This is a genomic window from Rhizobium grahamii, from assembly GCF_009498215.1.
Taxonomy (GTDB): domain Bacteria; phylum Pseudomonadota; class Alphaproteobacteria; order Rhizobiales; family Rhizobiaceae; genus Rhizobium; species Rhizobium grahamii_A.
The window spans coordinates 3,024,519-3,046,973 of sequence record NZ_CP043498.1 but is presented as its reverse complement, the minus strand read 5'-3'; the positions used below and the strand labels follow the sequence as shown (position 1 = coordinate 3,046,973).

Below are 22,455 nucleotides of genomic sequence, written 5' to 3'. Positions count from 1 at the left end.
GATTTCTGCCGATGAGACTGCCGCAGCGCGATCGCTACGAAGACCTTTACCGTGATTTTGCGTGGGACATCCCTGACGATTTCAACATCGGCCGTGCGGTGAGCGACGACTGGGCCGAGCGGGCGCCAGAGCGCGTCTGCCTTGAGCACTTCAGCCCCGATGGCAATCACCTTTCGATGACATATCGCGAACTGGCCGAGCGCTCGTCTTCCTTTGCCAATGCGCTGGTCTCGCTGGGGGTGAAGAAGGGCGATCGCGTCGCGTTGCTGCTGCCGCAATCGTTCGAGACGGTCATTGCACATGTTGCGATCTACAAGATCGGCGCGATCGCGTTGCCGCTGGCCTTGCTCTTCGGTGTCGAGGCGCTGGAGTACCGGTTGAAGACGGCGGGCGCATCCGTCGTCATCACCAACGCTTTCGGCCTTGATCGAATCCGCGAGATCCGCGAGCGCCTGCCCGATCTCAGCGAAGTGATCTCTGTCGATGGCGAAGCACACGGCGCGCGATCCTTTTCCGCGCTTGTTGGGGAGTATCCGCAAGTCTTCGAGGTTGCCAAGACCGCGCCTCATGATCCCGCATTGATGATCTTCACCTCAGGGACGACGGGCCCGCCAAAGGGCGCCTTGCACGGCCATCAGGTGCTCGCTGGCCACATACCCGGAATGCAGTTTGCCCACGAAGGTTTTCCGCAGCCGGGCGACAAGGTCTGGACGCCCTCGGACTGGGCCTGGGCCGGCGGACTGCTGAATGCGCTGCTGCCGAGCCTGCTGCTCGGTGTTCCCGTCGTCTCGTCACCGGCGCAGAAATTCGACGCGGATATGGCTTACCGCATCATGGCCGAGATGAAGGTGCGCAACGGCTTTATTCCGCCGACCGCGCTCCGGCTGCTGCGATCGGTTCCCGATCCACGGAAGAAATACGATCTCGTCTTGCGCACGATCGGCGCGGCAGGCGAATCGCTCGGCGCCGAGACCCATGATTGGGTAAAGCGCACAGTTGGAATTACCGTGAACGAGTTCTACGGCCAGACGGAGTGCAATTTCGTCCTGTCATCGAATGCCTCGATCGGGATCAGCCGACCGGGCGCGATCGGCCGGGCGGTGCCTGGACATCGCGTCGCGATCGTCAGCGAGAAAGGCGAGGAACTGCCTGTTGGGGAGCCCGGGCAGATCGCCATCCGGCGGCCGGATCCTGTGATGTTTCTCGGATATTGGAACGACGCAGAGGCCACGCAGCGCAAGTTTGCCGGTGAATGGTTGCTGACAGGCGATATCGGACGCCAGGATGCGGAAGGCTACGTGACTTTCTTCGGCCGGGACGATGATGTCATTACCTCGTCCGGATACCGGATCGGACCCGCTGAAATCGAGGACTGTCTGATCGGACATCCGGCCGTGCAGCTCGCCGCAGCCGTTGGTAAGCCGGATTCGGTTCGGACCGAGATCGTCAAGGCCTATGTGGTGCTGGCGCCCGGCTTTGAGCCTAGCGAGCGATTGGCGCTCGATATTAGTGAGTGGGTCAAGATGCGCCTCTCGATGCACGAGTATCCGCGCGAGGTGGAGTTCGTGCCGGAACTGCCGCTGACGACGACGGGCAAGGTGATCCGGCGCCTGCTGCGCGAGCGATCGGCCAGCGCCGCGCCTATCCACGCCCCGCAAGGGACATGATTTTTTGACGCAGCATTTTCGCGACGCTTCGCGTACTGCTGTACATGTGAAGCTGAGCCGAGACCTGGCGGACTTCACGGTCACTGTTCTGTGTCAGCCCGATCACCACGGTTCCCATCTCTTCCCGCTCCTGCCAGAGTCGGCTCATGATCGGATGATCGGGAATAGCGCAGGAATCCGAACGCTGGATGTTGGCGTCGTCGAGATGCCATTCGGTCAACTCCGCCATCAGAAGCTTACCCGGCGAATAACGGGCGTAGCTCTCGTTGTAAGCCGTTTTCCAGGTGTAGGCCTCGCCACCCATCATCAGCACGACGGTGGAGGCAATCGCTTTTCCATTGAGGTCGATCGTGTGGACGCGAACGGCATCGACCTCCGCCAGGTTTGAGATCGCCTCGCGGGCGAAGGCGGTATGATAGCGGTCGGTCACCAGCGCGCTGCGCTTCTTCCCCTTCCAGCCGCCGGCTTCGAGCGCCAGGAATTCCTCGAAACGGGTGTGGATCTCGCGCGGTTGGCGGGCGACGCTGTAGCCGACGTTGCCCTGCTCTTCCAGCAGGCGCCATTGCCGCCGCATTTCGCGCAGGTGCGACGATGATACCGAGCGGCGCAGGTAGACGGTCGCGTCCTCGTCGCTTTGCAGCATCGGACGCAGGTAGGGATTGGTCACGGTGATCGGCAGGTTCCGGCCGATCGCCACCGCTTTTGCCAGCCGCGCGAAGATGCCGTTCAGCCGGACATCCGGCAATACGAGGATCGAGGGCAGGCGCAAGTTGCGGTCGGCCAGCCCTTCCAGCAGGTTGTCGAGCGTTTCGGCAGCGTCTTCGCCATCGACGAGCGGCGTTCCCAAGGGAGCGAAATTGTTCGCCCAGATGCGGATGATGGACGGCCCTACCGCAAAGCCGGGTTTCTCAACCGAGAACGGCATCAAAACGCGCAGTCGACTGCGGCTTTCGTTTCGGTCCCGAAGCAATGCAAAATTCACCTGTCGATCGTCGAGGCGCGGCATGGCTGGCGCCAGGAAGCGGCCGGTGAAGAACACGTTCGGCTCCATCGCGCGGTTTGAGAGGAAGTCGAGTTCCTCCTGCATCTCGTAGCCGAGCTTGCCGGAATAGAGGCAGAGTTCCCGACCGGGCCGGCCGACGTCGATGCGGGCCTCGGCCTGCGGCGCGTCGAACGCCAGCGAGGCCAGTTCATGGACCATTCGGTTCTTGGTCGCATCGGTCGTCGGAGTGGCGGAAGGAGTGCGGACCATTCTGTCAGGCTTCCATCTCGTTGTGGGCGACGGGCGGTTTGGCGAAGGCGAAGAGGGCGATGCCAAGCGAGCGGCGAACCGCAAGGTGCAGCAGCACGGCTTCGACGCCCATTGCCGACGCGGTGGCGATTGCCGCGCCTTCGATGCCGAATTGCGGGATGAGGGCAATGTTCAGCACGACGTTTGCCTTCAGGGCACCGGCGTAGAGCATGACGCAGATCTTCTGCTTGCCGGCCATCATGAGCAGGGTTTCGGCAGGTCCCACCAGCGCCTTGGCGAGGATACCGGCGAGCAGGATTGCCATCAGCGCATAGCCGGCCGTGAAGGCGCCGCCGAACAGCGAAAGCAGGAGGTGCCCGGCAGCCAGGACCGCAAGGCCGACCGCAAGCGCGGGCCAGAACGTCCATCTGGCGGCATCGATCGCGGCTGCGGCGAGCTGCGGACGGTTGCCTTCGGCGATGAGGCTCGAGAAACGCGGTCCGGAGGCGGCCTTGACCGAAAAGTTGATGAAGTGGACGAGCGCCATCGTCTTGGCGGCGGCGAAATAGATCGCGACATCGTGCGGCTCGAGGAAGATGCCGACGACGACGACGTCCGAGTTGGTAAGGAGGAAGCTCACGCCTTCGATCAGGAAGATCGGAAAGGCAACGCCCAGCCATCCTAGGAAATCGACCTTGCTCGGGCCCTCTTTGTAATGACGGCGCAGGCGCACGAGCGTTGCGGCATATTGGCCAAGCGCCGTGACGTAGGTGGCCGCAAGCGCTGCCTGCATTGCCGTAACGGCGGTACGCGGCGCACCGAAGCCGATTGCCGCCAGCATGAACAGGATGATGAGGACAGGCCGGATGATATAGACCGGACTCAAGGCCATGACCGGCCAGTGATTGGCGCGCGACGTTCCTTCCAGGATATCGCCGAGCGCGATCATCGGCATCGCCAAAAGGCCAAGCACGATCGGGATGATGTAGTAGCTCTGGACCTTGTCGCTGAAGACGTGCAGCGCGATCATGCCGATCGCGAGGACGATAGTGCCTGAGATCAGGCCGAAGACGCGCGCCGTGCCGGTGAGCCCGCGAATCTCGGCGTAAGCGCCGGCGGCCCTGTATTGCGGCAGAAAACGGACAATCGCCGTGTGAAAACCTAGGCAGGACAGGTCCCCGAAGAGAACGATCAGCACCCAGACGAAGACAAAGATGCCGTATTCGTATTCGCCCATCATCCGGGCAAGGACGATCTGAGACAGGAAGGCGAGGGCAGCACTGGCGATACGGATGGAGAATGCGGTCAGCGCCATGCGCTGGGCGGCCGCCTTTTCACCGCGCTCGGTCAGCACGGCGAGCAACGCGCGCAGAATACGGCTACCTGCAGGGCGAAGCCCCGCAGGCATAAGCTTTTCTGCCGTCTCTATGACTGCCATCACGAACACGCAAAACTCTCAGGCAAATCGTGCCTAGAGTAGTGGCATGACACGGTTAAGAAACGGTTGTGACGGGACCCCTTGGCTTAACCTGTCCCCAGTTCAAGGCGTCAGCCGCCACCGCGCGTCAACGCCCGGTCTATCAGGACATCGAGGACCTCGGCATAGCTGATGCCCGATGCCGCCATCGCCTTGGCGTACATGCTGATATTGGTGAAGCCGGGGATGGTATTGAGCTCGTTGACCACGAAGGACATGTCCTGCATCAGGAAGAAATCGACGCGGGCCATGCCGTCGCAGCCGAGGGCCCTGAAGGCCTGAAGTGCGGTCTTGCGCAAGGCGTCCTCGATCTCCTTTGGCAACTGCGCCGGCACGCGGAGCGCTGCACCGGCCTCATCGATATATTTCGCCTGGTAGCTATAAAAACCGTGGCTCTCCGCCGGTGCGATCTCGCCCGGCAGCGAGATGGTGATCTCGCCGTTTGCGTGTTCGAGCACGCTGAACTCAATCTCGCGGCCGGCGATGAATTCCTCGGCGAGAAGTTTGCTGTCGTGCCTGAAGCCCTCAGCGAGGGCGGCGGCGAACTCCTCTTGCGTCTTGACCTTGCTGACACCGACCGACGAGCCCTGGCGCGCGGGCTTGATGAAGAGCGGCAGACCGAGTTCGCGCGCCGCTGTTTCGAAGGAAGGCACGCTGTCCTCCTCAATGCAGAGCGCCTTTGCCACGGGCAGTTCGGCTTCTCTCAGCAGGCGCTTGGCGATGTCCTTGTCGATGGCGGTCACCGATCCGAGCAGGCCGCAGCCGGCGAGCGGCACCCGGGCAACGGCTGCCATGCCCTGGATCGAGCCATCCTCGCCATGCATCCCGTGCAGCACGGGAAAGAGAACGTCGATCGCGGGGACTTCATAGGGCTGGGCGCCTTGCGGGATGGCGAGTAGGCGGCCATGGCCGCCGGGCACAAGGCTGACCTCGACGGCTTCCTCGACCTTGGCGGCGGATGAAGGCGTGGTGCCCTTGGGCAGGAGCAGCCATTGTCCTTCCCTGGTCACGAAGATCGGCAAAACGTCGTAGCGCTCGGCGTCAAGTGCTGCGACGACGTTGGTCGCTGAGAGGATGGAGACATCGTGTTCGGGCGAGCGGCCGCCGAAGAGGATGGCGATGCGCGGGCGGGTGGGCTGTGTCGGCATGGAGGTTGGTCCCCTTGGATCGTTATCGTTGGTCGAACCTGACGGCGACGCCGCGATTGGCGAAAAAGCGGTCGAAGATTTCGATCGGTAGCTCGACATCTGCCTGGCTGGCTTCGTCGTGGCCGGACGGATTGTGGAAGCGGATCGTGTCGGCGGTTGCCGCCGTCACCAGCACGAGATGGCCGCCCTTTGCCGGCGGCTGGCGGTCCGGCCAGCGGATCTGGCTGTTGACCGAGGCGATGAAGAAGGGATTGTCCTTCAGAACATCCTCGATATCAGGTGTCTGAAGGCCAGTGATCGTTTTCGCATCGAGACCGAAGGTTTCACCGACATAGGTGACGAAGGGCGCGTAGATCAGCCCCTTGATAGACTGGTCCTCCTCGTTGACGACATAGCCGCCGAAGGCAGTACACCCACGCGCGAGGTCGATCGTGCGGTGGTCTTCGCCCCGGGAGGCGAGGATCATCTTTAGGCAGGCCATGCCGCAGATATTGACTGCCCACCGCGCATATTCCTCGACGGTGTCGGCGCCGGATCGCTGCCAGAGCGGGTCATCCAGCAAGGCAGAAGCGCCGCGCTCCAGTACGGAGAGCGTCATCGATGCGGTTTCCCACTGGCTGAAATAGGGGGCCTTGCAAGCGGTGTGGTTCATCGAGTGTCCCTGAAATCAATCCTGATATCGGCGCAAGCTCGATGAACAAAGCGACTGTTTTGCGGCTGAATTTCGAGTGGACTATGGACCTGGAAGTTGTGGGCAGATTTTGATCCTTGGCGGGACGCGGGCATGAAAAAGCCCTCGCGACATTCCGGTCGCGAGGGCTTCGATCTTAATGCCGGATCAGGCCTCAGACCTGCTCGAACGCACCATGGCAGTGCTTGTACTTCTTGCCGGAGCCGCACGGGCAAGCCTCGTTACGGCCGACGCGGCCCCAGGTCGCGGGATCGGTCGGGTTGCGGTTTTCCGGCGCAACGACCACTTCGCTGGCCTGATACAGCGCAAAATCGTCTTCTCCGGTGTCCGGATCGATGTGATGCGCCTGCATCATCGGGGGTTCCGGCTCGGGCGGAGCCTGTTGCACGAGCTCTACGCGCATCAGCTGCGCCGTCACTGCTTCGCGCAGGTTGTTCAGCAGCGAGGTGAAGAGTTCGAATGCCTCGGACTTGTACTCCTGCAACGGGTCGCGCTGGGCATAGCCGCGGAAGCCGATGACAGAGCGCAGGTGGTCGAGGTTGACGATATGTTCGCGCCACAGATGGTCGAGCGTCTGCATGACGACCGAGCGCTCGACGTAGCGCATGATGTCGTCGCCGAAGCGCTCGGCCTTTTCCGTGAAGGCCGCATTCGAGGCCTCGGTCAGGCGTTCGCGAATGTTGTCTTCGCCGATGCCTTCCTCCTTGACCCAATCCTCGACCGGAAGATCGAGGTTGAGGAGGGCGTTGGTCCGTTCCTTGAGGCCGACTGCATCCCACTGCTCGGCGTAGGCGCGCTCAGGGATATGCTTCTCGACCAGATCCTCGATGACCTCGCGGCGCATGTCGGAAACGGTCTCGGCGATATTGGCCGATTCCATCAGCTCGAGGCGCTGTTCGAAGATCACCTTGCGCTGATCGTTCAGAACGTCGTCGTACTTCAAGAGGTTCTTGCGGATGTCGAAGTTGCGGGCTTCGACCTTTTTCTGCGCGCGTTCCAGAGCCTTGTTGATCCAGGGATGGACGATCGCCTCGCCTTCCTTGAGACCGAGCTTGGTCAGCATCGAATCCATGCGATCGGAGCCGAAGATGCGCATCAGGTCGTCCTGAAGCGACAGGTAGAACTTCGAGCGGCCCGGGTCGCCCTGACGGCCGGAACGGCCGCGCAGCTGGTTGTCGATGCGGCGGCTTTCATGGCGTTCCGTCGCGATGACGTACAGGCCGCCGGCGGCCAGCGCCTTTTCCTTGAGCTGCTTGATCTCTTCGCGGATCGCTTCGATTTTGGCGTCGCGCTCGGGACCTTCCTCCACTTCGCCAAGCTCGCGCTCGATGCGCATTTCGAGGTTACCGCCGAGCTGGATGTCGGTACCGCGACCCGCCATGTTGGTGGCGATGGTTACAGCGCCGGGCACGCCGGCCTGGGCAACGATGTAGGCTTCCTGCTCGTGATAGCGGGCGTTCAGGACTTGGAAGTTGTTGAAGCCCTGCTTGCGCATCAGGTCGGCGAGCAGTTCGGACTTTTCGATCGAGGTCGTACCAACGAGAACCGGCTGGCCGCGCTTCTGCGCATCCGCGATCTCGGCGATGATCGCCTTGTACTTCTCCTCGAAGGTCCGGTAGACCTCGTCGTCCTCGTCGATACGCTTGATCGGCAGGTTGGTCGGTACTTCGATGACGTCGAGACCGTAGATGTTGCCGAATTCTTCCGCTTCCGTCTGCGCCGTACCGGTCATGCCGCCAAGCTTGTCGTACATACGGAAGTAGTTCTGGAAGGTGATCTGCGCCAGCGTCTGGTTCTCAGGCTGGATCTGCACCTTTTCCTTGGCTTCCAGCGCCTGGTGCTGGCCTTCCGAGTAGCGGCGGCCCGGCATCATGCGGCCGGTGAATTCGTCGATGATGACGATCTCGTCGTTGCGGACGATGTAGTCCTTGTCACGCTGGAACAGCTTGTGGGCCTTCAGCGCGTTGTTGACGTGATGGACGATCGCGACGTTCTCGATGTCGTAGAGCGACTGCCCCTTGAGCAGGCCGGCTTGGCGCAGCAGGTTTTCGAGCTTCTCCGTGCCTTCTTCCGAGAAGTTGGCCGAACGCTGCTTTTCGTCGATCTCATAATCGCCTTCCGACAACAGCGGAATGAACGCATCGATCGTGTTGTAAAGATCGGAGCGGTCGTCCAGCGGACCGGAGATAATCAGCGGCGTGCGTGCTTCGTCGACCAGGATCGAGTCGACTTCGTCGACGATCGCAAAGTTGTGGCCGCGCTGGACCATCTGGCTCTTCTCGTACTTCATGTTATCGCGAAGATAATCGAAGCCGAGTTCGTTGTTGGTGGCGTAGGTGATGTCGCAGGCGTAAGCGGCAGCGCGCTCTTCGTCCGACAGCCCGTGAACGATGACGCCGGTGGTCAGGCCGAGGAAGCTGTAGAGCTTGCCCATCGTGGCCGCGTCGCGGCGAGCCAGGTAGTCGTTGACGGTGACGACGTGGACGCCCTTGCCCGACAGCGCGTTCAGATAGACGGGCAGAGTGGCGACGAGGGTCTTGCCTTCGCCGGTCTTCATTTCCGCGATCGCATTCGAGTGCAGGATCATGCCGCCGATCAGCTGTACGTCAAAAGGTCGCATGCCCAAAACACGGCGCGATGCCTCGCGAACGACCGCGAAGGCTGGCACGAGGATGTCATCCAGTGTCTTGCCTTCCGCCAGGAGCTTGCGGAATTCAACCGTCTGAGCTGCCAGCTGTTCGTCGCTCAAGGCCTTCGTTTTCTCTTCGATGGCATTGATGTCTGCGACGTTCGGCTGGAAGGACCGCACGCGGCGATCATTGGCAGAGCCAAATATTTTGCGGGCTATACCGCCAAAGCTGACCATACGAGTGGTCCTTTCTGAATATTCTTCCCCGGCTTTTCTTGGTCCGTTGCCCAGCCGAATTTCAGGCACACGTCTCGAAACGCCAGGAAACTGTTCTGGACGCGAGGTTGCGTGACAGATAAGAGGGGGGTCGAATGATGTCAACGGATTTGGGCGATATAGAAAGGCCACAATCCGGTGTTGATGGCTGTTTCAGGCTGGATTCACGAAGTTGAAGCCGGTGGTTTAACTGTGAAGGGTTATTTGATGTTGAACTACAACAAGATTGCCGTGCTGGCGTTCGCGACGTTTGTTGCGTTCCAGGCGCCTGTCCGCGCTGAAGACAAGCCGGATGCCGTCGTTGCCAAGGTCGGCGATGTCGAGATCCACCAGTCCGATCTGGATCTGGCAGTTGCCAACCTCGATCCGCAGCTTGCTCAGCTCCCGGAAGACCAGAAGAAGGTCGCAGCCCTTTCGGCCGCCATCGACGTGAAGCTGCTTGCCAAGGATGCAGCCGCCGAGAAGCTCGATGAAACTCCTGAGTTCAAGAAGCGCATGCAGTACCTCGCCGATCGCGAGCTGCACAACGCCTACTTCAAGAAGCATGTCGTTGACACGGTGACCGACGCCGAGGTGAAAGCACGCTACGACAAGGAAGTCGCAGCGCTCCCGAAGCAGGAAGAAGTGCACGCCCGCCACATCCTGGTGAAGACCGAGGATGAAGCCAAGGACATCATCAAGCAGCTCGACGCCGGCAAGAACTTCGCCGATCTCGCGAAGGAAAAGTCGACGGATCCGAACAAGGCTGACGGTGGCGATCTCGGCTATTTCACCAAGGGCCGCATGGTCAAGGAATTCGAAGACGCTGCCTTCGCGCTTGAGAAGGGCAGCTATTCGAAGACCCCGGTAAAGACCGATTTCGGCTACCACGTCATTCTGGTCGAGGATAAGCGCGACGCGGCTCCGCCGGCATATGACCAGGTCAAGGATCAGGTTCGCCAGCTCGTCATGCGCGACAAGTACCTCGCGCTTCTCGCCGCAGCGAAGGAAAAGTCCAAGATCGACATCACGGACGAAGCGCTGCGCAAGGGCTACGAGGATGCCAACAAGCAGCCGCAGCCGGGCGATGCGCCGGCCGCGCAGCCGCAGCAGTAATCTCGAACTCGGGGCCCGGTTCTGCCGGGCCCTTCACTATCGTCTATTGTCGTATTTCCGCAGCGCGAGCCGGCTTATACTTCGCCCCGGAAATCTCCTTCAGTCATCAGGTCGATCGCCCATGTCCGGTTCTGTTTCTCCGCTCGCTCCGAAATCCTATGCCTCCATGCCAGCTCTGCGCGGCGTGCGGATGGCGACGGCTTCCGCCGGGATCAAGTACAAGAACCGCACCGATGTGCTGATGATGGTGTTCGATAAGCCGGCTGCTGTCGCCGGCGTTTTCACCCGTTCCAAGTGCCCCTCCGCGCCCGTCGATTTCTGCCGGGCGAACCTGCCGCACGGTTCGGCACGCGCCGTTGTCGTCAATTCCGGCAACGCCAATGCCTTCACCGGCCTGAAGGGCCGCGAAGCGACCGCGCTGACGGCGAAGTCGGCTGCGGCGGCGGTCGGTTGCGGCGAGAACGAGATTTATCTTGCTTCCACCGGCGTGATCGGTGAGCCGCTTGATGCCACGAAGTTCTCCGGCGTTCTCGACCAGATGCACAAGGACGCGACCGGCGATTTCTGGTTCGAAGCCGCCAAGGCGATCATGACGACCGATACCTATCCGAAGGTCGCCACCCGCAGCGCCGAGATCGGCGGCGTGAGGGTGACGATCAACGGGATCGCCAAGGGCGCCGGCATGATCGCGCCCGACATGGCAACGATGCTTTCCTTTGTGGCGACCGACGCGGATATCGCCCCGGCTGCTCTGCAGTCGCTCCTCTCCGCCGGCGTTGATCCGACGTTCAACTCGATGACCGTCGATAGCGATACCTCGACATCCGACACGCTGATGCTGTTTGCGACCGGTGCGGCCGCCGAAGACGGTCAGGTGCGTATCGAGAATGGCGACGACGCGCGCCTTGGCTCGTTCCGCGCCGCGCTCAACGACCTTCTCAAGGATCTGGCGCTGCAGGTCGTCCGTGACGGCGAGGGCGCCACCAAGATGCTCGAAATCACGGTGACCGGCGCTGAAAGCGACGCCGCCGCGAAGACGATTGCCCTTTCGATCGCCAATTCGCCGCTGGTCAAGACCGCCGCCGCCGGCGAGGACGCGAACTGGGGTCGTATCGTCATGGCGGTCGGCAAATCAGGCGAAATGGCCGATCGCGATCGCCTGGCCATCTGGTTCGGCGACGTGCGCGTTGCCGTCAACGGCGAGCGCGATGCCGGCTATTCCGAAGAGGCGGCCAGCAACGTGATGAAGCAGCAGGACATTCCCGTGAAGGTCGAGATCGGCCTCGGAAATGGTACCGCGACTGTCTGGACGTGCGACCTCACGAAAGAGTATGTCGCCATCAACGGTGACTACCGGAGCTGATTTTTCATTGACCCAGACACTACCCAAGAAGGCAAACCTGCCGCTTGTACGAAGGCTTGAGGCCGTTGGCTTCCGGGCGTGGCCGGCATCGTCGGTGCAGTATGACGGCAGCTGGCAGGTGCGTCTTACGGCGGGACATCCGTCGAACAGGCTGAACTCGATCGTGCCGCTCGATCCCTCGGATCACCGCGACGTCGAGATCCGGCTTGCGAAAGCCGGCCGCAAGTTCGAAGCCTATGGGCGACCGGCCGTGCTGCGCCAGACCCCGCTTGCGTCTCCTGTTCTGATCGACCTCGTTCAGTCGCTGGAGTGGACGCCGTTCGACGAGACCGTGGTGATGACCTGCGATCTCGCTCATGCGGAACTACCGGACACGCTGGACCACCTGCCGACGCATGACATTGGCCGTTTCGTCGATGCCAATCTTGCGACCGACGGCGTTTCCGCCAAGCTGAAGCCGGCACTGGCCGAGATCATCAATGCGATCAAGCCGCCATCGGGGCTCTTCATGATCGAGGATGCGCAGACCGGGCCGCTGGCGACCGTGCTTTGCGTTCAGGATAACGATCTTGCCGGCATCATGTCGCTTTCGGTGGCGAGCGAACGCCGCCGTGAAGGCCTGGGGCTCGAAATCCTGACTTCGGCCTTGCGCTGGGCGCGCATGCGCAGTGCCCGCAGCGCCTGGCTGCAGGTCAAGGCGACGAATGACCCGGCGATTGGACTCTACGAGCGCCTCGGCTTTCAGGAAGTTTACCGCTATTCCTATTGGCGGAAGGACATGGCGCGATGAGCGGCGAGGCGCGCAACATCCTGCTCGTGGTGGCATGCGCATTGATCGATGCCGACGGTCGCATCCTTCTGGCGCAGCGCCCGGAGGGAAAGTCACTCGCTGGCCTTTGGGAGTTTCCCGGAGGCAAGGTCGAAGCCGGCGAAACGCCTGAAGAGACATTGGTGCGCGAACTGCATGAAGAACTCGGCATCACGACGAAAATCGCCTGCCTCGCGCCGCTGAGCTTTGCCAGCCATACCTACGAGAAATTCCATCTCCTGATGCCGCTCTACATCTGCCGGCGCTACGAAGGCGTGCCGCATGGCAAGGAGGGTCAGGCATTGAAATGGGTGAAGCCGCAGGCACTGCGCGACTACCCGATGCCGCCTGCCGACGAGCCGCTGATCCCGGTCCTGCAGGATCTACTTTAGACATTTCTGAATATTAATCCCCTCCGTTCCAATTTGGGTGTGGATATTAAGAGATCGTTTAACACCTTCTGCCAAAGATCGGCCTCAATCAAGCAACTGGCGTGTGTGTAGAAGGCTTGACGCATGGACGACGATTTCTGGAAAGCGGTTCGAGAAAAGGAACAGGCTTCGGCTGCCTCGCGCAAGACCGGAGTGCTGAATATTGCCTTGCTGTTCGGCACTGCAGTTGTCGCGCTGACGCTGATCCTTACGCCGATGCTGGCCGATAAGTCGAAGTCCAGCGTCTTTGCAAGCGCACCTTCGGAATTCGATTCGATCACCACGGGGTCGATCCCGAAAACCGAGAACGGCAAGCGTTATACGATCCGTCGAAGCGTGCTTCAGGAGACACCCGGTTCGGTCTGTGTGGTTCAAGGGTACGGAAGCGGCGCGGGCTGCTGAGGCCGATATTTGTAAGCTCATATTAGCGGCGCGGCCGAAGGTGCACCATGCGAATTTTGAAGGCATTTCTCGCGGACATCAATGGCACGACTGCAATTGAATACGGTCTGCTCGCAGCATTGATCTCGGTCAGCATCATCGCCGGCGTCGAAGCGATTGGCGGCAACCTCTCCAATGTCCTTCTCGGCGTCAGCAACCACATCACCCCGCCGAACTGAGATAGCGGGTTACTGCTTCAGCTTGTGTTCCTGCACCTTGAGGGCGTCGGCAAGCCGCACTTTGGCCGATCCCGGACGTAGCGGCTTCTGCTGGCTCTCGTGTGGTGCCCATCCCGATACGTAAATGATCGAGAACGTCGCCCGGATGCGCCCGTCAGGATCGGCGTAGCGTTCCGCGTAGATTTCCGCTGCCTTCATGAAAAACGCCCGCGTCAGCGGCTTGCGGCTGCGTGCGGCGAGCGGATTGGTCATGCCCATCGCCCTGAGATCGCGCATCAACGGGAGGATGGAATCGTAGCGGACGGTATAGGTTTCGGCGTCGATCACCGGCAGGGCAAAGCCGGCGCGCTGCATCAGTCCGCCGACGTCGCGCACATCAGCAAAGGGGATGACGCGCGGGCTTGCGCCGCCCGTCATCTCGACCTCGGTCGCCAGCAGCACCTCACGCAGTTCCTGCAGCGTTCCGGCGCCGGGGATGGCGGCCAGGAAAAGGCCATCCGGACGCAGGGCGCGGCGGATCTGGACGAAGACACCGGGCGTGTCGTTCGTCAGATGCAGGCTGAGCGGCGCCAGGATCAGATTGGCGGACTGCGGCTCCAGCGGAACGATTTCGATCGGCGCTTCGACAAACGCATCGGAAGCGTCGAGATGTGCCGGTTCGACCTCGATCCGGGTCAGGCTGCCGATCTTGCCGGTCGCCTTGGCAGCGCGGGCGGCAGCGCCATTGGCGCCATGCAACTCGACGGCATGTTCGAACGTGCGCTCGACAACGGCAAGGCGCTCGCCGAGTTCCTCGGCCGCGATATCAAGCAGGAAGGTTGCTTTCGGGTCATCGTTGCGCAGGGCGCGATGTCGATTGGCTGCGATCTGCGCCGGGTCGAAAATTATCTCCATGGCCGACGTCCTTAGTCCTGCCGGCGCTGTACGGCAAGGCGATTTTCGTCGAGCGCGAAAGCGGCTATTGTCGTGCCGATGCGGCAGAAGGGGGCTTCGTGCGTTTGCGTCAGATACTGCTCGGTCCTCTGGCCTTTGTCGCGGATCTTGTCTATCCGCCGAGCTGCGCCGTCTGCGGCGTCGAGACCGGCGGGCATCGCGGCGTTTGTCCGAAATGCTGGTCCGCCATTCGCTTCATCGAGCGTCCCTATTGCGAGATCCTCGGCATTCCCTTCTCGCACGATCTCGGTCCGGGCATTGTCAGCGCTGCTGCGATTGCCAATCCGCCTCCTTTCGACAGGCTGCGGTCGGCAGCCTTCCACGATGACGCGGTGCGCCGTCTTGTACACGCCTTGAAATACCGGGACCGCACCGACCTTGCGCCGATGATGGCGGGATGGATGCGAAGGGCTGGCGGAGAGGCGATTGCTGAATGCGACGCGATCCTGCCGGTGCCCCTGCACCGTACCCGCATGCTGTCGCGCAAGTTCAACCAGGCGGCGGAACTCGCCCGTCATCTTTCGGCGCAATCGGATCGGCCGCTTCTGCCCGGTACGCTGCTTCGTACACGGCGGACCAGACAGCAGGTCGGGCTCGGCGCGAAGGCACGCGAGGACAACGTGCGCGGCGCCTTCGCTCTGATGCGCGGGCATGAGGGCGATGTCTACGGAAAGAGGCTGATTCTCGTCGACGACGTCTACACGACGGGCGCGACTGTCGCCGCGGCAGCGAAGGTGTTGCGCAAGGAGGGGGCCGCAGACATCACGGTTTTGACCTTTGCAAGGGCCCTTTCAGAAACTATATGACACCTAGATTACTGGAACTTTCTGGAGTCCCGATGGTACCCGTCACGATTTATACACGTCAGGCCTGTGGCTTCTGTTCCCGGGCGAAGTCCCTGCTGACGGAAAAGGGCGTTTCCTTCGTCGAGCATGATGCAACCTTCTCCCCGGACTTGCGGCAGGAGATGATCGGCAAGTCGAACGGTCGTTCGACCTTTCCGCAGATTTTCATCGGAGACACGCATGTCGGCGGGTGTGACGATCTCTTCGCGCTCGACCGCGCCGGCGAGCTCGACCCGCTGCTCGCGGCCTGAGGCGACACGATGACCTTCACGGCGGCTGCTATTCAGATGTGTTCCGGCGTCGATCCCGAGAGGAACGCCGCTGCGATGGCGCGGCTCGTGCGGGAGGCCGCCGGCCGGGGGGCGACCTACGCGCAGACCCCGGAAATGACCGGAATGCTGCAGCGTGATCGTGCGGCTGCAAAGCTGCTGCAGCGGGACGAGGCCAACGATATCATCGTTGCAACGGCAGCGTCCCTGGCGAAAGAGCTCGGCATCTTCGTGCATGTGGGCTCGACCGCTATCTTGCTTGCTGGCGGAAAGCTCGCAAACCGAGGGTATCTTTTCGGACCGGACGGACGCATCCTCAATCGCTACGACAAGATCCACATGTTCGACGTCGATCTCGACAATGGCGAGAGCTGGCGCGAAAGCGCTGCCTATCAGCCAGGGTCGGAGGCGCGGGTTCTGTCGCTTCCGTTCGGGCAGATGGGCTTTGCGATCTGCTACGACGTCCGCTTCCCCGCTCTCTTCCGCGCTCAGGCGGTTGCCGGCGCCGAGGTGATGACGATTCCGGCCGCCTTCACGAAGCAGACCGGCGAGGCACATTGGGAAATCCTGTTGCGTGCCCGTGCCATCGAGAATGGCATGTTCGTAATAGCCGCAGCGCAGGCAGGCGTTCATGAAGACGGTCGCGAGACCTTCGGGCATTCCATGATCATCGATCCCTGGGGCAAGGTACTCGCCTCGGCCGGCCCGGCCGGGGAGGCCGTCATCCTCGCCGAGATCGATACAACAGCAGTGAAGGCTGCACGCGACAAAATTCCGAACCTTCGGAACGCTCGGGAGTTCTCCATCGAGAAGGTTGTGGGCGCAGCCGGAGACGTTGCAGCTTGATCCGTTATTCGCTTCACTGTGAAAACGCCCACGAGTTCGAAGGCTGGTTTTCCGAAAGTGCCGACTTCGATCGGCAGATCGAGTCCGGCTTCCTGACTTGTCCCGTTTGCGGCTCCGGTTCAATTTCTAAGCTATTGATGGCGCCGTCCGTATCGACGGCGCGCAAGAAGGACGAGATCCAGACGCTGGCGATGGATGCCCTCAAGCGCGAGGCGTTCCAGAAGCTGAAAGAAGCCGTCAGCAACATCAAGGCCAATTCCGAGGATGTCGGTACCGGCTTTCCCGAGGAAGCGCGAAAGATCCATTATGGTGAAGCCGACGCGCGCGCCATCATCGGCCAAACGACCCTCGACGAAGCCCAGGCTCTGGTAGACGAGGGTATCGAGATCGCGGCACTTCCAGTCTTGCCCGACGACGTGCACTAGGATGAGTTCTCAAGCGCGCCTTGCGATGTATAACTTCGGTTTGCACGTGGCGCCTTTCGAGAGCGATGCTGTCGAGGGCTTTCGCTTGCGCGAGCCCGCCAATTTCGAGGCGGCACGGCGAGCTTGCGGCTTTATCGGCCGCTCCGGCTATGCCGGCGAGCCGGGTGTGCGAAGCTGGGGGCCGCAGGTTTTTCCGCGTTTCATCGAGGGCAGCGGTTTCGACACCGCGCCATCATCCCTATCGCTCTGGGCCGATATCGAAGCGCTGATGGCTTTCAGCTATGATGGAGTGCATGCCGACGCGCTGAAGCACGCGCGCAACTGGAACGTCAAGCCATCATGGCCGTCGCTCGTTCTCTGGTGGGTCGGGCCTCACCATCGGCCCGATTGGGCCGAGGCGGTCGAGCGCTTCGAGCATCTGGCCGATCACGGGCCGAGTGCGCGGGCCTTTACGTTCAAGGCAGCGTTCGGGCCAGATGGGATGGAGATCGAGATCGATCGCGGCCGGGTCAAGGAACTGGCGGCGCGTAACGCGCTGACGCAAGGCGATCTCCTTGCCCACGTCAAAACTTTGAAGCCCTAGCCCAATTCTCGGCGGGTGGTCGTCAGCGCCTTCACGCCTCGCGCTTGGCCAGCATCATGTAGTTGACGTCCATGTCCTTCGAGAGGTTCCACTGGTTGGCCAGCGGGTTGAAGAACACGCCGGTCCGCTCGATGACCGTGAGACCGCTTTCCGTCATCGGCTTTTCAAGCTCTTCCGGACGGACGAGCTTTTCATACTGATGGGTGCCGCGCGGCAGCCAGCGCAGGATATTTTCCGCAGCAAAGATCGCCAACGCCGCAGCCTTCATGGTCCGGTTGATGGTGGCGACGAACATCAGTCCGCCGGGTCGCACCATCCGCGCGCAGGTGGTCATGAACAGGTCGACATCAGCAACGTGCTCGACGACCTCCATGTTCAGGACGATATCGAATGTTTCGCCGGCTTCGGCAAGCTGCTCTGCCGTAACGGCGCGGTAGTCGACGGGAACACCGGATGCCTTGGCATGGGTGGAAGCAATGCCGATGTTCTTCTCGGACGGATCGGCACCGACGACCGACGCTCCCATGCGGGCGACCGGTTCTGAGAGAAGGCCGCCGCCGCAGCCGATATCGAGAACCCTTAGCCCTTCGAGTGGTCGTGCGCTGCGCACGTCGCGGCCGAAATTCTCAGCCGCCTTGTCTCGGATGTAGGCCAGCCGCACCGGGTTGAACTTATGGAGCGGCTTGAACTTGCCCGTCGGGCTCCACCATTCCGCAGCCATGGCCGAGAAGCGGTCCACTTCGCTCTGGTCGATTGTGGTCTTCGCCGCTTCGGTCATCATCCATGCTCCTTGCTGTGTCGTGACTGAAGTCGGACGAACGGCAACCGAAGTCAAGAGGCGGCCGGATGCCATGACCGCACGGGCTACTCCAAGAGGATAAGGCGACCATCATTATTAACATATGCTAAAATGCAGATACTTGGGGATCTCGAAACATGTTCCGCCCGTATCGCGTTCTGGCCGCCCTCTTTAGCCTCGTCCTTTCTCTCCCGCTTACCTCGAAAGCAGCGGAGGAGGTTGGGCAAGCTACGCTCATCCGCACGGAGGTTACCGGCGATGCCGGGCCGATCATCGTCAAGTCGCCTGTTCATCGAGACGAAAAAATCCGGACGTCACCCAGCGGGCTTGGGCAGTTTATTTTTCGCGATGGCACAAAGCTCGCGGTCGGCGCTGGTTCCTCCGTCGTGATCGACAAATACGTCTATGACGACGCGAGCTCCGTCAAGAAACTGACCATCCGCGCGGCGAAGGGAACGTTTCGTTGGATCAGCGGCAGTTCGTCTTCTTCAGCCTATTCGATCGTTACCCCTGCCGGCACGATCGGCGTGCGTGGAACAGCCTTCGACTTCTACGTCGGCCCGAATGGCCAGACGGCAATGGTTCTTCTGAACGGCGAGGCCGAGTTCTGCGGCGCCGGCGGCTGCAAGAAATTGGAGCAGCCCTGCGACTGCGTTATTGCCACGCGGGGCGGGGGCGTTAGCGATCCGCGCGCCGTCGATCAGCAGACGCTGCAGAGGTTGGGGAACCGGCGCGCGCTTCCATTTCTGTCCCGCGACCAGTTGTTGTCCGGCGCGCTTGGCGGCATCCGCACCAGCTGCGGCCTTGCCAATATTCAGCCCGACCGGCGCGATCGCGATCAGCCCCAACCTCCGCAACCGCTTCGTCAATCTCCCGTGCAGCCGCCCGAGAAGCCTGACAAGCCGGACAAACACCATCACCACCATGACAAGCACGAGCGCCACGGTGATCGTCACCATCACGACCGCGATCACCACGGTTGGGGTGGAGACCGCGATGGCAGGCATGGCTGGAATGTTCATCATGACCGCGGAGGTGGTGGTTGGGGGCAGCGATCCGACAGCGGCGATCGGCCGGGATGGGTCAATGGAAAGCGCGATCGGGGCGCCGGGGCGAGCCGTCGCGAGCACGCAAGCCGTCAGGATCGGAGCCACGGGTTCCAAAACCGTCATGAGGCTCGGCATGAGCGGCCCAGTGCAAACGGAGAGGCGTCAAAAACCTCGGGCGGAAGCGCTGATCAACAGGCGGGTGGTGCACGCTCGGATCGCGGTCGCGGCGGAGATCGCGGCAACCACGGCGGCTGGCATAATCGCGGATCCTGGCATGATCGCCAAGGACAAGCTACCAATTAGCCGGCTTCCGATATTGGCTTCTCCGCCTCGGCGGGGATGTCACGAAAATGATCCGCCCGTCGCGCCAGCCGGCGATAAAAATCCGCGAGCGCCGGTGTAAAGGGCGATATCTTCTGGCGGACTGCGGCGAGCCGTTTGCGGCTGTCGGCCGCGTGGTTCTGCAAGGCTTCCACCAAGGCTTCGTGGGCTTGCAGCAACCCGTGAAATGCTTCCGACTTGCCCTCGGTTTCCCCACCCACCACGGCATACAGCCGCGAGCGGCTGCTTTTGCCCTTCAGCCCAAGCGAGCCGGCATCCAGCAAGGCAAAGCCGGGAAGGGCCGCGGCTGTCGTCTCCGAAGCGAGAATGTCGAAGCCGACTTCCTTGCAGCAGCTCTCGATGCGGGCTGCGACGTTCACGGCATCGCCCACCGCCGAGTAGTTGAATCGTGCTTCGGCGCCCATATTGCCGACGCAGGCAAGGCCCGTGTGAATGCCGATGCCGATGCCGACCTGATATTCCGGCCCGAAGCCGAATGCATCGGCCTTGTTGAGCTGTGCCAGGGTTTCGCGCATCTGCAGCGCCGCACGCATGGCCTTCCTGGGATGGTCGCCGACGTCCACAGGTGCATTCCAGAAGGCCATGATCGAGTCGCCTATGAACTTGTCGAGCGTACCTTCGTTCGCCACGACATGCCGACTCAGAGCGTCAAGCAGCGTGTTCAGGAAGCGGACGACGTCTGCGGGCTGCAATCTCTCACTGAGCGACGTGAAACCGCGAACGTCGACGAACATCACCGTCAGCTCACGGTCGTCACCGCCGAGGCGGAGCGCGCCCGGGGTATGCTCGATCCGGTAGAGAAGCGAGGGAGACAGATATTGTCCGAATGCACGGCGGACCTCGCGGCGCTCCCGATCGATGACCAGAATGCGGAAGGATGTCGCGGCAAAATGAACGATCGATCCACAAACGATCGGCGCGAGCGGATCGAAGAGAAGCCCCCATTGGGAAAAGGCAAACCAGGATGCGGCGAGCGCAAGGACCGTCAGCAGCATGCCGCAGAGAAGGGCGAAAGCCGGGCTGACGAAGGTGGTGACGATGACCAGAACGATACCGAGGACGGCAATGGCCAAAATCTCCAGGCCATCCGCCCAATCCGGCCGCGACAGGAAACGTCCGGAAAGGATTTGTTCGACAGTCTGGGCATGCATGGAGACGCCGGGGACGTTCTGCCCGAGGGCGGTGGTGCGGATGTCCTGCAGGCCCGCCGAGGAGGTCCCGACGAAGACGATACTGCCCTCGATCGCGGCGCTGACATCGGCAGGCGGCCCATCGGCGGCAAGAATCTTGGCGGCGGAAATATATCGGTCGGCGACATCTGGGCTGGTGTAGAGCCAAAGCTCACCGTTGGCCGTCACCGGAATGACGAAATCGCCGACCTTCAGTGACGTCAGCGTGTTGGGCGCGTCGGGGGCTGCCGCAACCACATAGGTCGAGGCGCCCTGGGCGACGCGCAGCGCTTCAAGGGCAAGGTTAGGATAGAGCTGTTCGCCGTCTGTGAGAAGCAACGGTATCCGGCGAACGACCGAAGAATAGGTTCCCGGGTTCAGGCTGATGTGACCAATGCCGGTCGCGGCGATCTGCAGCTGCGGCCTCAACGGCGTTGCGGCGACGAGACGTGGAGGTGCATTGAACGGACTTTCGCCGGTGAAGGCGAAGCCGGCCTTAACCGGCGGGCGATAGGTGCCATCGGTCGAGAGGCCGAAGCCGAGGACAACGGGGTGGCCTTCCATTGCTTCCGCAAAGGCTTCGTCGTTGTCGGGCAGGCGTCGAAGCAGCGATGGGTCGACGCCGGCGACATCGCGCATTACGGTGCGTGGCGACAGGCGATCCGGCTCTGAAAAGAGAATATCGAAGGCGATCGCCGAAGCTCCCATGTCCGATAAGCGCTGGACGAGGAGTGCCAGCCTGTCGCGTGGCCAGGGCCACTGGCCGAATTCCCGCAGGGAAGCCTCGTCGATATCGATCACCCGGACCGGTGTATTCTGAAAAGGGCGGGGCGTTATCCGTTGGTACTCGTCGAAGGTGATGTCTCTTATCTGGCGCAGGAGAGGTGGATCACTGACCCGCAGCAACGTCAGGGCCGCAACGAGTACGAGCCCGATAAGAACGCCGATTTGCTGCGTGCGCGTCATCATGGATCAGATTCCAGCAGGCCTGCGATCGGCTGATCGCCGGTCGTTGAGGCTGCCTGTTTCGAGCGCGCGATGCAACTGCCCCTTTCGGCCGTCGAACTGGAGGAAACATATCTCCTTCGCGGCTACGTGATCGCGATGGCAGTTTGCTGTTCAGGCTTCCTGGTGGGTGGCCGGGGGCGCTGCGGATTGAAGCGATGCCGCGTGGGCTTCCAGAATTGCCGCCGTGATGACGCGCCGGAGTTCATAAACCAGCGACCGCGATCGCTTGCGGTCGAGATCCTGGGCCGCCTTCGCCAGGCTCAGGCCCTCGTTGAGCACGATATGGTGGGCCCTCGTGAGCGCCCAGCTTTCGATGTCAGTATCGATCATTCGCTATCTCCGCCAAATCATTCAGCATCAAGGACAGTCGCGAATCGTTTACGCCGCATACTTCGGATGAAAGAAGAATCACAATTGGATTCGGTTGAAAATAGCCCCTATCGAGGTTTTTATATTATGGAATGGCTATTTATTCCGCCGCAAAGCTTTGTAGTGTCTCTTCGCACGTGCACACGGACTGAAGCGAACTGTGATTGCTGCCACAAGGCCTCAGCGTGCCTGTTCTTCGCCGTTGGTCGGCGCATCACGTTTTGGTTCGTTACGGCCGTTTCGGCATGGGTGTCTTTTACCGGCGCTTGGCACCTTGCCACCCCCCCACAAACTCGCTAAGAGACGCGGCAACTTGGGCCCTGGGGCGCAAGGCTTTAGAAGGGTTCCAGAAACTCCCAATTTCCTGGCTCTTCAGCCATGC

22 protein-coding genes are annotated in these 22,455 nt (G+C 61.6%); 13 read left to right on the top strand and 9 right to left on the bottom strand.

Translation table 11 applies throughout. The features are described 5' to 3' along the window. The first annotated feature begins 11 nt into the window (after positions 1-11). The gene (locus FZ934_RS14665) at positions 12-1,667 is read left to right on the top strand and encodes an AMP-binding protein (protein ID WP_153271665.1); all 1,656 of its coding nucleotides are present in this window, start codon (positions 12-14) and stop codon (positions 1,665-1,667) included. Here FZ934_RS14665 and FZ934_RS14660 read toward each other — a convergent pair. The 5 genes from FZ934_RS14660 to secA form a co-directional block, all read right to left on the bottom strand. Continuing rightward, positions 1,642-2,919 (bottom strand): GNAT family N-acetyltransferase, encoded by a 1,278-nt coding sequence (locus tag FZ934_RS14660; protein WP_153271664.1) that lies wholly within the window; start codon positions 2,917-2,919, stop codon positions 1,642-1,644. The two genes, FZ934_RS14665 and FZ934_RS14660, sit on opposite strands and share 26 nt — an antisense overlap. A gap of 4 nt (positions 2,920-2,923) precedes the next feature. Further along, positions 2,924-4,336: an oligosaccharide flippase family protein gene (locus FZ934_RS14655; RefSeq protein WP_153272467.1), complete on the bottom strand. Its 1,413-nt coding sequence runs from the start codon at positions 4,334-4,336 to the stop codon at positions 2,924-2,926. Positions 4,337-4,446: 110 nt separating this feature from the next. Beyond that, positions 4,447-5,523: a D-alanine--D-alanine ligase family protein gene (locus FZ934_RS14650; protein WP_153271663.1), complete on the bottom strand. Its 1,077-nt coding sequence runs from the start codon at positions 5,521-5,523 to the stop codon at positions 4,447-4,449. A gap of 22 nt (positions 5,524-5,545) precedes the next feature. Then, entirely contained in the window at positions 5,546-6,175 is a 630-nt protein-coding gene (locus tag FZ934_RS14645) for a C39 family peptidase (RefSeq protein ID WP_153271662.1), read from the bottom strand. 193 nt (positions 6,176-6,368) lie between these two features. Continuing rightward, on the bottom strand, positions 6,369-9,080 hold the full coding sequence (gene secA, locus FZ934_RS14640) for a preprotein translocase subunit SecA (protein WP_153271661.1): 2,712 nt from the start codon (positions 9,078-9,080) through the stop codon (positions 6,369-6,371). A 246-nt stretch (positions 9,081-9,326) separates the two neighbouring features. Here secA and FZ934_RS14635 point away from each other — a divergent pair, with 246 nt between their 5' ends. From FZ934_RS14635 to FZ934_RS14610, 6 genes are all read left to right on the top strand, one after another. Further along, positions 9,327-10,214: a peptidylprolyl isomerase gene (locus FZ934_RS14635; RefSeq protein ID WP_153271660.1), complete on the top strand. Its 888-nt coding sequence runs from the start codon at positions 9,327-9,329 to the stop codon at positions 10,212-10,214. Positions 10,215-10,335: 121 nt separating this feature from the next. Further along, positions 10,336-11,577, top strand: coding sequence for a bifunctional glutamate N-acetyltransferase/amino-acid acetyltransferase ArgJ (gene argJ, locus FZ934_RS14630; protein ID WP_153271659.1), 1,242 nt, complete (start codon positions 10,336-10,338; stop codon positions 11,575-11,577). Then, positions 11,546-12,367 carry a GNAT family N-acetyltransferase gene (locus tag FZ934_RS14625; RefSeq protein ID WP_432443586.1) on the top strand — a complete coding sequence of 274 codons (822 nt, stop codon included), beginning with the start codon at positions 11,546-11,548 and terminating at the stop codon, positions 12,365-12,367. The genes argJ and FZ934_RS14625 overlap by 32 nt, the downstream gene beginning before the upstream one ends. Continuing rightward, entirely contained in the window at positions 12,364-12,777 is a 414-nt protein-coding gene (gene mutT, locus FZ934_RS14620; protein WP_113361941.1) for an 8-oxo-dGTP diphosphatase MutT, read from the top strand. The genes FZ934_RS14625 and mutT overlap by 4 nt, the downstream gene beginning before the upstream one ends. Before the next feature lie 123 nt (positions 12,778-12,900). Beyond that, positions 12,901-13,218 (top strand): hypothetical protein, encoded by a 318-nt coding sequence (locus FZ934_RS14615; protein ID WP_056810164.1) that lies wholly within the window; start codon positions 12,901-12,903, stop codon positions 13,216-13,218. Positions 13,219-13,265: 47 nt separating this feature from the next. Next, positions 13,266-13,436, top strand: coding sequence for a Flp family type IVb pilin (locus tag FZ934_RS14610; RefSeq protein WP_153271657.1), 171 nt, complete (start codon positions 13,266-13,268; stop codon positions 13,434-13,436). Positions 13,437-13,445: 9 nt separating this feature from the next. Here FZ934_RS14610 and FZ934_RS14605 read toward each other — a convergent pair whose 3' ends face one another. Next, the gene (locus FZ934_RS14605; protein ID WP_153271656.1) at positions 13,446-14,330 is read right to left on the bottom strand and encodes a methyltransferase domain-containing protein; all 885 of its coding nucleotides are present in this window, start codon (positions 14,328-14,330) and stop codon (positions 13,446-13,448) included. 104 nt (positions 14,331-14,434) lie between these two features. Between FZ934_RS14605 and FZ934_RS14600 the strand changes: the two genes are divergently transcribed. From FZ934_RS14600 to FZ934_RS14580, 5 genes are read left to right on the top strand one after another with little or no spacing between them, the layout of a single operon-like run. Beyond that, positions 14,435-15,175, top strand: a complete 741-nt coding sequence (locus FZ934_RS14600) for a ComF family protein (RefSeq protein WP_432443621.1) — start codon at positions 14,435-14,437, stop codon at positions 15,173-15,175. 32 nt (positions 15,176-15,207) lie between these two features. Beyond that, entirely contained in the window at positions 15,208-15,465 is a 258-nt protein-coding gene (gene grxC / locus FZ934_RS14595; RefSeq protein WP_153271655.1) for a glutaredoxin 3, read from the top strand. A gap of 9 nt (positions 15,466-15,474) precedes the next feature. Next, on the top strand, positions 15,475-16,329 hold the full coding sequence (locus FZ934_RS14590; RefSeq protein ID WP_153271654.1) for a carbon-nitrogen hydrolase family protein: 855 nt from the start codon (positions 15,475-15,477) through the stop codon (positions 16,327-16,329). After that, entirely contained in the window at positions 16,326-16,754 is a 429-nt protein-coding gene (locus FZ934_RS14585) for a DUF1178 family protein (protein WP_153271653.1), read from the top strand. Before FZ934_RS14590 ends, FZ934_RS14585 begins: the two co-directional genes overlap by 4 nt. Position 16,755: 1 nt before the next feature. Beyond that, the gene (locus FZ934_RS14580; RefSeq protein ID WP_194273723.1) at positions 16,756-17,337 is read left to right on the top strand and encodes a DUF3291 domain-containing protein; all 582 of its coding nucleotides are present in this window, start codon (positions 16,756-16,758) and stop codon (positions 17,335-17,337) included. Between the two features lie 31 nt (positions 17,338-17,368). On the opposite strand, the gene ubiG is transcribed toward FZ934_RS14580, so the two are convergent. Then, entirely contained in the window at positions 17,369-18,115 is a 747-nt protein-coding gene (gene ubiG, locus FZ934_RS14575) for a bifunctional 2-polyprenyl-6-hydroxyphenol methylase/3-demethylubiquinol 3-O-methyltransferase UbiG (protein ID WP_153272464.1), read from the bottom strand. 158 nt (positions 18,116-18,273) lie between these two features. Here ubiG and FZ934_RS14570 point away from each other — a divergent pair, with 158 nt between their 5' ends. Next, positions 18,274-19,488 carry a FecR family protein gene (locus FZ934_RS14570; RefSeq protein ID WP_153271652.1) on the top strand — a complete coding sequence of 405 codons (1,215 nt, stop codon included), beginning with the start codon at positions 18,274-18,276 and terminating at the stop codon, positions 19,486-19,488. Here the strand turns inward: FZ934_RS14570 and FZ934_RS14565 are convergent. Further along, positions 19,485-21,662, bottom strand: a complete 2,178-nt coding sequence (locus tag FZ934_RS14565) for a CHASE2 domain-containing protein (protein WP_153272463.1) — start codon at positions 21,660-21,662, stop codon at positions 19,485-19,487. The two genes, FZ934_RS14570 and FZ934_RS14565, sit on opposite strands and share 4 nt — an antisense overlap. Positions 21,663-21,815: 153 nt before the next feature. After that, complete coding sequence (locus FZ934_RS14560; protein ID WP_153271651.1) at positions 21,816-22,034, bottom strand: hypothetical protein; 219 nt, start codon at positions 22,032-22,034, stop codon at positions 21,816-21,818. Between the last annotated feature and the right edge of the window lie 421 nt (positions 22,035-22,455).

What these genes read in the sequence shown, in the direction of transcription:
- mutT (WP_113361941.1), top strand. Translation starts at nt 12,364, where the DNA reads ATGAGCGGCGAGGCGCGCAACATCCTGCTCGTGGTGGCATGCGCATTG.
- argJ (WP_153271659.1), top strand. Translation starts at nt 10,336, where the DNA reads ATGTCCGGTTCTGTTTCTCCGCTCGCTCCGAAATCCTATGCCTCCATG.
- FZ934_RS14645 (WP_153271662.1), bottom strand. Translation starts at nt 6,175, where the DNA reads ATGAACCACACCGCTTGCAAGGCCCCCTATTTCAGCCAGTGGGAAACC.
- secA (WP_153271661.1), bottom strand. Translation starts at nt 9,080, where the DNA reads ATGGTCAGCTTTGGCGGTATAGCCCGCAAAATATTTGGCTCTGCCAAT.
- FZ934_RS14625 (WP_432443586.1), top strand. Translation starts at nt 11,546, where the DNA reads ATGTCGCCATCAACGGTGACTACCGGAGCTGATTTTTCATTGACCCAG.
- FZ934_RS14580 (WP_194273723.1), top strand. Translation starts at nt 16,756, where the DNA reads ATGAGTTCTCAAGCGCGCCTTGCGATGTATAACTTCGGTTTGCACGTG.
- FZ934_RS14635 (WP_153271660.1), top strand. Translation starts at nt 9,327, where the DNA reads ATGTTGAACTACAACAAGATTGCCGTGCTGGCGTTCGCGACGTTTGTT.
- FZ934_RS14655 (WP_153272467.1), bottom strand. Translation starts at nt 4,336, where the DNA reads ATGGCAGTCATAGAGACGGCAGAAAAGCTTATGCCTGCGGGGCTTCGC.
- FZ934_RS14560 (WP_153271651.1), bottom strand. Translation starts at nt 22,034, where the DNA reads ATGATCGATACTGACATCGAAAGCTGGGCGCTCACGAGGGCCCACCAT.
- grxC (WP_153271655.1), top strand. Translation starts at nt 15,208, where the DNA reads ATGGTACCCGTCACGATTTATACACGTCAGGCCTGTGGCTTCTGTTCC.
- FZ934_RS14610 (WP_153271657.1), top strand. Translation starts at nt 13,266, where the DNA reads ATGCGAATTTTGAAGGCATTTCTCGCGGACATCAATGGCACGACTGCA.
- FZ934_RS14590 (WP_153271654.1), top strand. Translation starts at nt 15,475, where the DNA reads ATGACCTTCACGGCGGCTGCTATTCAGATGTGTTCCGGCGTCGATCCC.
- FZ934_RS14570 (WP_153271652.1), top strand. Translation starts at nt 18,274, where the DNA reads ATGTTCCGCCCGTATCGCGTTCTGGCCGCCCTCTTTAGCCTCGTCCTT.
- FZ934_RS14615 (WP_056810164.1), top strand. Translation starts at nt 12,901, where the DNA reads ATGGACGACGATTTCTGGAAAGCGGTTCGAGAAAAGGAACAGGCTTCG.
- FZ934_RS14565 (WP_153272463.1), bottom strand. Translation starts at nt 21,662, where the DNA reads ATGACGCGCACGCAGCAAATCGGCGTTCTTATCGGGCTCGTACTCGTT.
- ubiG (WP_153272464.1), bottom strand. Translation starts at nt 18,115, where the DNA reads ATGACCGAAGCGGCGAAGACCACAATCGACCAGAGCGAAGTGGACCGC.
- FZ934_RS14650 (WP_153271663.1), bottom strand. Translation starts at nt 5,523, where the DNA reads ATGCCGACACAGCCCACCCGCCCGCGCATCGCCATCCTCTTCGGCGGC.
- FZ934_RS14605 (WP_153271656.1), bottom strand. Translation starts at nt 14,330, where the DNA reads ATGGAGATAATTTTCGACCCGGCGCAGATCGCAGCCAATCGACATCGC.
- FZ934_RS14660 (WP_153271664.1), bottom strand. Translation starts at nt 2,919, where the DNA reads ATGGTCCGCACTCCTTCCGCCACTCCGACGACCGATGCGACCAAGAAC.
- FZ934_RS14665 (WP_153271665.1), top strand. Translation starts at nt 12, where the DNA reads ATGAGACTGCCGCAGCGCGATCGCTACGAAGACCTTTACCGTGATTTT.